This is a genomic window from Deltaproteobacteria bacterium GWC2_65_14 (genome assembly GCA_001797615.1).
Taxonomy (GTDB): domain Bacteria; phylum Desulfobacterota; class Deferrimicrobia; order Deferrimicrobiales; family Deferrimicrobiaceae; genus GWC2-65-14.
Genome location: MGPV01000046.1, coordinates 7,152 through 15,602, shown reverse-complemented (window position 1 = coordinate 15,602; position 8,451 = coordinate 7,152). Strand labels below are relative to the sequence as shown.

Here is an 8,451-nt window from a genome sequence, read left to right as displayed (position 1 = left end):
CCGGTGCGGCGTCCCGGTCTACTGCCCTTCCCCCGGGGATTCCTCCATCGGGATGAACGTCGCCGCGATGCGGATCCTGGGCAAGGGGACCCGGATCGACATCTCCTCCGACGTGAACGAGACGGCGGCGATCGTCTACGCGGCCAAGCGGGGGAAGGGGAGAAGCGCCGTCTGGATCCTCGGGGGAGGGGCCCCGAAGAACTTCATGCTGCAGACCGAGCCGCAGATCCAGGAGGTGTTGGGGCTCTCCGAGAAGGGGCACGACTACTTCCTCCAGATCACCGACGCCCGTCCCGACACCGGGGGGCTTTCGGGGGCGACCCCCTCCGAGGCGGTTTCCTGGGGGAAGGTGGCCCCCGAGACGCTGCCCGACGCGGTCGTCTGCTACCTCGACTCCACCGTGGCGATGCCGCTGCTCACGGCCTATGTCCTGGAGCACGCGAAAAAGCGACCCCTGAAGCGGCTCTACGACCGTCGCGGCGAGATCGTCTCCACCCTGGGGAAGGAGTTCCGGCGCAACTACATCGCCTGGAAGTCGGGGGGGAAGTACCGGCCCGGGCAAGGGTAGAGGGGCGGGCCTACCCCGATTGCGGCGCCGCGCCCGGATGTCGCGCCGTCGCCGTTTGTGGTATAAGGTCGAAAAATCGATTCAGGGAGCCGGGGCCGATGAAAAAATGGAAATGCGAGGTGTGCGGCTACATCCACCAGGGGGACGCCCCCCCCGATCCCTGTCCCGTCTGCGGAGCGCCGAAGGGGAAGTTCAAAGAGGTGAAATGAGCCCTCCGGGGGAAAGAGTCGCGCTGGTGACCGGGGGCGCCCGGCGGATCGGCGCGGCGGTTTCCCGCGGATTGGCCCGCGCGGGATTCACGGTGGCGCTCACCTACCGGGCATCCCGCCGGGAGGCGCTCGCCCTCGCGCGGGAGACCGGCGGCAGGGCCTTTCCCCTGGATCTTGCGCGGCCGGGGGGGATTTCCCGCCTCTCCGAAGCGATCGGCCGGGAGTTCGGCCGGCTCGACCTGCTCGTGCACAACGCCGCCGTCTTCCCCCGCACTCCGGCGGGCGCGGTGACGCCCGCGGCCTGGGACGGGGTCTTCGCCGTCAACCTGCGCGGGCCGTTCCTGCTCACCCAGGCGCTTCTCCCCCTTCTGCGGAACGCGCCCGGGGGCGGAGCGGTCCTCTTCATCGGCGACGCCGGCGCCGGGCGCCTCTGGCCCGGCTACCTGCCCTACTGCATCTCCAAGCTCGCCCTCGAGCGCCAGGCGGCCGCCTGGAGCAAGATTCTGGCTCCCCGGGTCCGCGTCGGGATCGTGAGGCCCGGGCTGGCGCTCATCCCCGAGCGGTTCCCGAAGGCGGAGTGGGACCGCCTCCGCGCCCGGGGCGGAGCGCGCGGCCCCGATTCCCCGGGGAAGATCGCCGCCGCGGTATTGCGGTTCGCGCGAAGCGGGCGATATAATTTTTACTGATTCCCATCGCGCCGCAAGGAGAACCGGATGAACAAGTGGAGATGCATCGTCTGCGCGTACGTGTACGACCCCGCCGAGGGGGATCCCGACAACGGGGTGGAGCCGGGGACCCCGTTCCGGAGCATCCCGGACGACTGGGTCTGCCCGCTTTGCGGCGCGGGGAAGGACGAGTTCGAGGAAATCACGGAGTAACGGGAAGAGAGGAACCGGAACATGGCGACCGTTGCGCTGGCCGAGAATGTCCACTGGGTGGGGGCGAAGGACCCGGGCCTGACGGTGTTCGACATCGTGATCCCGACCGGGCACGGGACGACCTACAACGCCTACCTCGTCCGGGGAAGCGAAAAGACGGCGCTGATCGACTGCGTGAAGCGCCCGTTCGCCGGGGAGCTGTTCCGGAACATCGAGGAGCACCTTCCGGTGAAGCAGCTCGACTATGTGGTGATCAACCATTCCGAGCCGGATCACGCGGGGGGGCTGGTCGAGCTGCTCGAGCGGAACCCGAAGGTGACCGTCTACCTCTCCCGGTCGGCGAAGACCTTCGTGGACAACATGGTGCACGCCGGCTACCCCTTCCACCTGGTGAACGACGGGGAGGAGCTTCCCCTGGGGGGGAAGACGCTGCGGTTCCTGAACGCCCCGTTCCTCCACTGGCCCGACACGATCCTCACCTACCTCGTCGAGGACCGGATTCTCTTCCCGTGCGATTTCCTCGGGGCGCACTACGCAAGTCCGGAGTATTTCAACGACGAGCTGAAAAAGCCCGAGGAGGCGCGGCAGGCCTTCGAGTTCTACTACAGCACCATCATGCGCCCCTACAAGGAGCATATCCTCAAGGCGATCGGGAAGGTGAGGGCGCTCCCGGTCGACATGATCGCCCCCTCGCACGGGCCGATCCTCCGGAAGGACCCGCTTTCCTATCTCGACTGGTACGAGGAACGGGCCTCCGTGCTCTCCCGGGTGACGGGGAAGAAGGTGACGATCGTCTACGCCTCCGCCTACGGGAACACCGCCGCCATGGCCGAGAAGGCGGCCGAAGGGGTGCGCGCGGCGGGCCTGTCGGCGACCCTCATGAACAGCATCGAGGTGCCGATGCACAAGATCATCGACGAGATCGAGGAGTCGGCCGGCTTCCTGATCGGGACCCCCACGCTGAACAGCAACGTGCCCCAGCCGATCCTGATGCTGATCGCCAGCCTGGTCTACCTGAACGTGCGGGGGATGCGCGCGTCGGTGTTCGGGTCCTACGGCTGGAGCGGGGAGGCGATCCGGACGGTGCAGGAGATCCTCACCTCGATGCGGATCAAGGTCGAGCCCGAGCCGGTCCGGGTCCGGATGAGCCCGTCGGAGGCGGACCTGGCGGTCTGCGTCGAGTTCGGGAAGAAGTTCGCGGAGATCGTCTCCGGGAAGTAGCCGCCCGCATCACTTCTTCGGGGGGATCCCCTCCCGGCGGATCTCCTTCTCCGCATCCTTGCGGATCCGCTTCCCCTTCTCCACGGCCTCGCCGCGGATCATCGCCTGGCACTCCGTGCAGATCGTTCCCTCGAACGACTTCTCCTTCGCGCACACCATGCAGCGCCGCTTTCCCTCCGTCATGCCCTCCTCCCTTCGTCGCTCTCCGTCCCGCGTGCGCCCCGTCGCGAGGGCGCAGGGATCGGCTCCGCCGCCTCGGAGGGGGGCTTCGCTCTGGGTCGCCCTGCGATTGGGGGTGAAACGGGGCGTCCCTTCCGTCATCATAACAGGGACCGGAGAGGCGGGGAACGTTCCCGGGAAGGGGGGGTCCGATGGCGAAAAGGAAGGTCGAACGGCTGCCGGAGAAGCCGAGGCGGGGGCTCGTGCTCGTCCTGACGGGGGAGGGGAAGGGGAAGACCACCTCCTGCCTCGGGATGGCGGTCCGCGCCGTGGGCTACGGGATGCGGGTCTGCATGGTCCAGTTCATCAAGGGGTCGATCCACTACGGGGAGCTCGACGGGGCGAGGCGGCTGGCCCCCGAGTTCGAGCTGATCCCCATGGGGAAAGGGTTCGTCGGGATCCGGGGGGACACCCTTCCCTTCGGCGAGCATGAGGCCGCCGCCGCGAAGGCGCTGGAGGCCGCCCGGAAGAAAATGCTGTCGGGGAAGTACGACGTCGTCATCCTCGACGAGATCCACGTGGCGGTCCACCTGGGGCTGGTCGACCTGTCCGCCCTGCTCTCCCTGATCCGGGAGAGGCCCGAACCGGTCCACCTGATCCTCTCCGGCCGCCACGCGCGCGAGGAGGTCATCCTCCAGGCGCACCTCGTCACCGAGATGCGCAACGTCAAGCACCCCTTCGACCTCGGGATCGAGGCGGAGAAGGGGATCGACTACTGACTTACTTCATCCGCTCGAGCAAAGACGACCCGTAGAGCAGCCCGAAGTAGTCCTCGGTGTTCCGGATGTAGAGTTTCTCGCCCCCCCCCAGGTTCTCGCCGGCGAGCTGCCCCTGCTTCATCGCGCTTCTCCACCCGAAGTTGATCCGGCTCTCCCGGCGGTTCACGTCGAACACCTCCGCGCAGTCCCCGGCCGCGTAGATGTTCGAGACGTTCGTCCGCAGGTACTCGTCCACCAGGATCCCGGTTCCCACCTTCACCCCGCTTCCTTCGAGGAAGCCCACGGAGGGGAAGCGCTCCGTCGCCACCACGACCATGGAGCACTCGATCCGCTCCCCCCCGGTCGTTAAGGCGGTGTAGGCTTTCCCGTCCCGGTCGATCAGGTCGGCGATCTCGGTCCCTTCCTTGACGGTCACCCCGTTGTTCCGGAGCATCCCGATCGCCTTCGCCTCCGTCTCGCCCGAAATCGGGTTCCCGAAACGAGGGAGGCCGGGGTTCACCCAGATCACCTGCTGCCCCAGCTTGCGCAGCGCCCGGGCCGTCTCGAGCCCGAGGTAGCCGGGCCCGTACACCAGCGACACGTCGGAGCGCAGCGCCCGGGCCTTGATCCGGACGGCGTCGCTCTGGCTGTTCAGGGTGAGGAAGGAGCCGAGGCTCCCCATCAGGGAGAGAGGAAGGATCGGCTTGCCCCCGGTCGCCACGAGGAGGAAGTTGTAGCTCTCCTCCGTCCCGTCGGAGAAGAGGACCCGGTTCCTGGCGGCGTCCACCCGCCGGGCGCGCCTGCCCTGCGCGAACCGGATTCCCGCCGAGGCCAGATCCTTCCCCTGCGGGTCGGCGATCGCCTCCTCCTCCTTCTCGCCGGAGACCAGGTCGGGAAGATGCGGCCGGAGGCAGGGGGGGGTGCACTCCTCGGTGACGATCACGACTTCCGCGTCCGGGTCCTTCTTCCGGGCCGCCCGCGCGGCGGCGATTCCGGCGGGGCCGCTTCCGAGTATCAGGTAGCGCATGGGAAAAATCCTCCGTGGATGAATTTCCAGCAGGAAAGCCTCATCTTAATGCGAGGAGGCGGAAAATGAAAATCGAAATTCCTCTCAGGCCAGCGGACCCCTGTGCCGAACGTCCTTCCCCTTCACCATGAAGATCACGTCCTCGCAGATGTTCGTCGCGTGGTCGGCGACCCGCTCGAGGTGTCGGGAGACCAGGATCAGATCCATCGCCGTCGGGATGGTCTTCGGGTCGGACATCATGTAGGTCAGAAGCTCCCGGAAGACCTGGTCCTTCAGCTGGTCGACGGAATCGTCCTTCAGGATGTTCGCGTACGCCAGGTCGGCGTCGCCGTTCACGAAGGCGTCGAGCGATTCCTTGAGCATCTCCTCGGCGATCCCCGCCATCCGCGGGATGTCGATCAGCGGCTTGAGGAGGGGGACGGAGAGGAGCGATTCGGCCCGCTGGACGATGTTGATCGCCTGGTCGCCGATCCGCTCGAGGTCCGTGTTGATCTTCATCGCGGCGGCGATGAACCGAAGGTCCTTCGCCGCGGGCTGCCGGAGGGCGATGATCTCGAGGCAGGCCTCGTCGATGTCGATGTGAAGCTGGTTCACCTGGGTCTCCATCGCCCGGACCTCCCCCAGGAGATCCTCCTTCCGCTCCACGAGCGCCTGGACCGACCGGCGGGTCATCTGCTCCGCGAGGCCTCCCATCCGCAGCACCTTCTCGTGCAGCCCCGCCAGTTCCTCCGAAAAATGCCGTTTCATCGTCGTCTCCCGCCCCCCCCGGTCACCCGAACCGGCCGGTGATGTATTCCTCCGTCCGCTTGTCGGAGGGATTCGTAAACATTTTCGCACTTTTATCCATTTCGATCAAATCGCCGAGCAGGAAGAAGGCCACGAAGTCGGAGATCCGGGCCGCCTGCTGCATGTTGTGGGTCACGACCACGATCGTGTATTTCTCGCAGAGGTCCTCGATCAGGTCCTCGATCTTGGCCGTGGAAACCGGGTCGAGGGCGGAGCAGGGCTCGTCCATCAGCAGCACCTCCGGCTCGACCGCCAGCGCGCGGGCGATGCAGAGCCGCTGCTGCTGCCCTCCCGACAGGGAGGAGCCGGCCCGGTCCAGATGGTCCTTCAGTTCGTCCCAGAGCGCCGCCATCCGCAGCGATTTCTCGACCGCCTCGGCGATCTCGGCGCGGGACCGCCTCTTCCCGTTGAACTTGAGCCCGACGGAGACGTTTTCATAGACCGACATCCTCGGGAAGGGGTTGGGCTGCTGGAAGACCATCCCGACCTTCCGGCGCAGGAGCACGGGGTCGATCTTCTCCGAGTAGATGTTCCTGCCGTCGAAGACGACCTCCCCCTCCAGGCGGAATCCGGGCGTCAGGTCGTGCATCCGGTTCAGGCACCGGATGAAGGTGCTCTTGCCGCACCCCGACGGTCCCATCACCGACGTGACCGAGTGCTGCTGGATGCCCATGGTGATCCGCTTGAGGACCTGGTGATCGCCGAACCAGGCGGACAGGTCCCTCACCTCGATGGCGTTGTCCATTTCCTGTCCCCCTTTATTTCCTCTCCCGGACGAGAAGCCTGGCGCCGAGGCTCAGCAGGAAGACCATCCCGATGAGGACCACCGCGCCGGCCCACGCCTTGGCGTGCCAGTCGTCGTAGGGCGAGATCGCGTAGTGGAAGATCTGGAGCGGGATCGCAGCGATCGGCTGGTCCAGCCCTTCCTGCCAGAACTGGTTTCCGAGCGCCGTGAAGAGCAGCGGCGCCGTTTCTCCGACGATCCGCGCCATCGCCAGCAGGATTCCGGTCAGGATCCCCGCGGCGGCCGTGCGCACGGTGATGAACAGGGTCGTCTTCCAGCGCTCGATCCCCAGCGCCAGCGCCGCCTCCCGGACGGAGGCGGGGACCGTGCGGAGCATCTCCTCCGTCGTGCGCACGACGACCGGGATGAAGATCATCGCGAGCGCGCAGGCCCCCGCCCAGGCGGAGAACCGCTTCATCGGGAGGACCCAGAGGACGTACCCGAAGATCCCCAGGATGATGGAGGGGACCCCGTTCAGCAGGTCGACCGCGAAGCGCACGGAGGAGGCGAACGCCCCCCGGCCGTACTCGGCCAGGTAGATCCCGGTCATGACCGCCAGCGGGATCCCGCCCGACATCGCGAGCCCCGCCACCGTCAGCGTCCCGAGGATCCCGTTCGCGATGCCGCCGCCCGGTTCCCCGACGGGGCGGGGCAGGTCGGTCAGCAGAGTCCAGGTGAGCTCCCGCGACCCCTTCCAGAGGAGGTCGAAGAAGATCAGGAAGAGCGGCAGGACCACGAGCATGGCCGCCAGGGCGAACAGCGCCTTCATGACCCGGTCCGCGGCCTTTCGGCGGAAGGCGACCGATTCCACGGACTAGAGCCCCCTCGAGGCGCGGGCGACCATCTTCCGGAGGATCCCCTTCGCCGCCAGGTTGACCAGGAGGGTGAACAGGAACAGCACGAGGCCGATCTCGACCAGCGCGGACAGGTACAGCTTCCCCGTGGCCTCCGTGAACTCGTTGGCGATCACCGCCGCCATGGAGTAGCCCGGCTGGAAGAAGGAGAGGAGGATCTCGGGGCGGTTGCCGATGACCATCGTCACCGCCATCGTCTCCCCGAGAGCCCTCCCCAGCCCCAGGACGGCCGCCCCGAAGATTCCCGGGAGGCAGTGCTGGCCGATGACGATCCGGATCATCTCCCAGTGCGTGCCCCCCAGGGAGAGGACCGCCTCCTTCTGCATCCGCGGGACGGTGGCGAGCACCTCCCGGCTGACGGAGAGGATGAAGGGGACGATCATGATCGAGAGCAGGAACCCCGCGGCGAGCAGGCTCGGTCCGTAGACCGGGCCCCGGAAGAGGGGGATCCACCCCAGGGCGTGCGCGGCGGGCTTCATGAACCAGTCCCTCAGGACCGGGATCAGGACGAAGATCCCCCACAGGCCGTAGATGACGCTCGGGATGGCCGCCAGAAGCTCCGCGAGGAAGGAGACCGGCCGCCGGAGCCACGGGGGGGCGAACTCGTTGATGAAGATGGCCGCCCCGACGCCCAGCGGCACGGCGATGAGGAGGGCGAGAAAGGAGGAGACGACGGTCCCGTACAGGAACGGGAGCGCGCCGAACTCCTCGAGAACGGGGTCCCACGTCCTCCCCGTGAGGAAGGCGGTGCCGAACTTCCGGATCGAGGGGAGCGACTCCCTCACCAGAAGGGCGAAGAGAAGGAGGGTGAGGAAGAGGACCCCGAACGCGAACAGCGCGGTCGTCTTCTCGAAGAGGATGTCCTTCCGGTTCTGTCCGGCCGCCGTCTTCATTCCGCCGCAGGCCCCTCCTCGTCCCCGTCCGGGGAGGTCAGTACGTCCTGGTTCCTACGGGGTATCGGATCCCCTCCAGCGCCTCGTCCACCTGGTTCGCCACCTCCCTGGGGATCGGCGCGTAGAGCAGGGGGGCGTTCATCTTCTGCCCGTCCTGCAGGGCCCACCGGAGGAAGGAGACGAGCGCCCTTCCCTTGGCCTCGTTCTTCTGGTCCTTGTACAGGAGGATCCAGGTTAGCCCGCAGATCGGGTAGGAACCGCGGCCGGCGGCGTCGACCAGCGACACGCGGAAATCGGCGGGCATCTTCCGGGCA

At 67.2% G+C, this 8,451-nt stretch carries 11 protein-coding genes and 1 pseudogene (2 of these 12 running past the window's edge); 6 read left to right on the top strand and 6 right to left on the bottom strand.

Annotated elements, in window-relative coordinates; all coding sequences use genetic code 11:
- The 6 genes and pseudogenes from A2X88_08715 to A2X88_08690 form a co-directional block, all read left to right on the top strand.
- Positions 1 to 568, top strand: a pseudogene (locus tag A2X88_08715) (deoxyhypusine synthase) (it extends 528 nt beyond the left edge of the window).
- Positions 569 to 666: 98 nt separating this feature from the next.
- Positions 667 to 777 carry a rubredoxin gene (locus tag A2X88_08710; protein OGP33698.1) on the top strand — a complete coding sequence of 37 codons (111 nt, stop codon included), beginning with the start codon at positions 667 to 669 and terminating at the stop codon, positions 775 to 777.
- Positions 774 to 1,463 (top strand): hypothetical protein, encoded by a 690-nt coding sequence (locus tag A2X88_08705; GenBank protein OGP33697.1) that lies wholly within the window; start codon positions 774 to 776, stop codon positions 1,461 to 1,463. The genes A2X88_08710 and A2X88_08705 overlap by 4 nt, the downstream gene beginning before the upstream one ends.
- Positions 1,464 to 1,490: 27 nt before the next feature.
- A complete protein-coding gene (locus A2X88_08700; GenBank protein OGP33696.1) occupies positions 1,491 to 1,655 on the top strand; it encodes a rubredoxin in 165 nt (54 codons plus the stop codon).
- 21 nt (positions 1,656 to 1,676) lie between these two features.
- On the top strand, positions 1,677 to 2,876 hold the full coding sequence (locus tag A2X88_08695; GenBank protein OGP33695.1) for a flavoprotein: 1,200 nt from the start codon (positions 1,677 to 1,679) through the stop codon (positions 2,874 to 2,876).
- 371 nt (positions 2,877 to 3,247) lie between these two features.
- Positions 3,248 to 3,814: a cob(I)yrinic acid a,c-diamide adenosyltransferase gene (locus A2X88_08690; GenBank protein OGP33694.1), complete on the top strand. Its 567-nt coding sequence runs from the start codon at positions 3,248 to 3,250 to the stop codon at positions 3,812 to 3,814.
- Between the two features lies 1 nt (position 3,815).
- Here the strand turns inward: A2X88_08690 and A2X88_08685 are convergent, their stop codons facing one another.
- The 6 genes from A2X88_08685 to A2X88_08660 all read right to left on the bottom strand — a co-directional run.
- The gene (locus A2X88_08685; GenBank protein ID OGP33693.1) at positions 3,816 to 4,820 is read right to left on the bottom strand and encodes a hypothetical protein; all 1,005 of its coding nucleotides are present in this window, start codon (positions 4,818 to 4,820) and stop codon (positions 3,816 to 3,818) included.
- A gap of 84 nt (positions 4,821 to 4,904) precedes the next feature.
- The gene (locus tag A2X88_08680; GenBank protein ID OGP33692.1) at positions 4,905 to 5,567 is read right to left on the bottom strand and encodes a phosphate transport system regulatory protein PhoU; all 663 of its coding nucleotides are present in this window, start codon (positions 5,565 to 5,567) and stop codon (positions 4,905 to 4,907) included.
- 22 nt (positions 5,568 to 5,589) lie between these two features.
- On the bottom strand, positions 5,590 to 6,351 hold the full coding sequence (locus tag A2X88_08675; protein OGP33691.1) for a phosphate ABC transporter ATP-binding protein: 762 nt from the start codon (positions 6,349 to 6,351) through the stop codon (positions 5,590 to 5,592).
- A 13-nt stretch (positions 6,352 to 6,364) separates the two neighbouring features.
- The gene (locus A2X88_08670; protein ID OGP33700.1) at positions 6,365 to 7,159 is read right to left on the bottom strand and encodes a phosphate ABC transporter, permease protein PstA; all 795 of its coding nucleotides are present in this window, start codon (positions 7,157 to 7,159) and stop codon (positions 6,365 to 6,367) included.
- Positions 7,160 to 7,204: 45 nt separating this feature from the next.
- Positions 7,205 to 8,137, bottom strand: coding sequence for a phosphate ABC transporter permease subunit PstC (locus A2X88_08665; GenBank protein OGP33690.1), 933 nt, complete (start codon positions 8,135 to 8,137; stop codon positions 7,205 to 7,207).
- 37 nt (positions 8,138 to 8,174) lie between these two features.
- On the bottom strand, positions 8,175 to 8,451 hold the final stretch of the coding sequence (locus A2X88_08660; protein ID OGP33689.1) for a phosphate ABC transporter substrate-binding protein PstS. 788 nt of this gene lie beyond the right edge of the window; the window shows 277 of its 1,065 coding nt (coding positions 789-1,065); the start codon falls outside the window, past its right edge — the gene reads right to left on this strand; the stop codon is at positions 8,175 to 8,177.

Coding starts and splice junctions, on each gene's coding strand:
- A2X88_08710 (OGP33698.1), top strand. CDS start 667: ATGAAAAAATGGAAATGCGAGGTGTGCGGCTACATCCACCAGGGGGAC.
- A2X88_08705 (OGP33697.1), top strand. CDS start 774: ATGAGCCCTCCGGGGGAAAGAGTCGCGCTGGTGACCGGGGGCGCCCGG.
- A2X88_08700 (OGP33696.1), top strand. CDS start 1,491: ATGAACAAGTGGAGATGCATCGTCTGCGCGTACGTGTACGACCCCGCC.
- A2X88_08695 (OGP33695.1), top strand. CDS start 1,677: ATGGCGACCGTTGCGCTGGCCGAGAATGTCCACTGGGTGGGGGCGAAG.
- A2X88_08690 (OGP33694.1), top strand. CDS start 3,248: ATGGCGAAAAGGAAGGTCGAACGGCTGCCGGAGAAGCCGAGGCGGGGG.
- A2X88_08685 (OGP33693.1), bottom strand. CDS start 4,820: ATGCGCTACCTGATACTCGGAAGCGGCCCCGCCGGAATCGCCGCCGCG.
- A2X88_08680 (OGP33692.1), bottom strand. CDS start 5,567: ATGAAACGGCATTTTTCGGAGGAACTGGCGGGGCTGCACGAGAAGGTG.
- A2X88_08675 (OGP33691.1), bottom strand. CDS start 6,351: ATGGACAACGCCATCGAGGTGAGGGACCTGTCCGCCTGGTTCGGCGAT.
- A2X88_08670 (OGP33700.1), bottom strand. CDS start 7,159: ATGAAGGCGCTGTTCGCCCTGGCGGCCATGCTCGTGGTCCTGCCGCTC.
- A2X88_08665 (OGP33690.1), bottom strand. CDS start 8,137: ATGAAGACGGCGGCCGGACAGAACCGGAAGGACATCCTCTTCGAGAAG.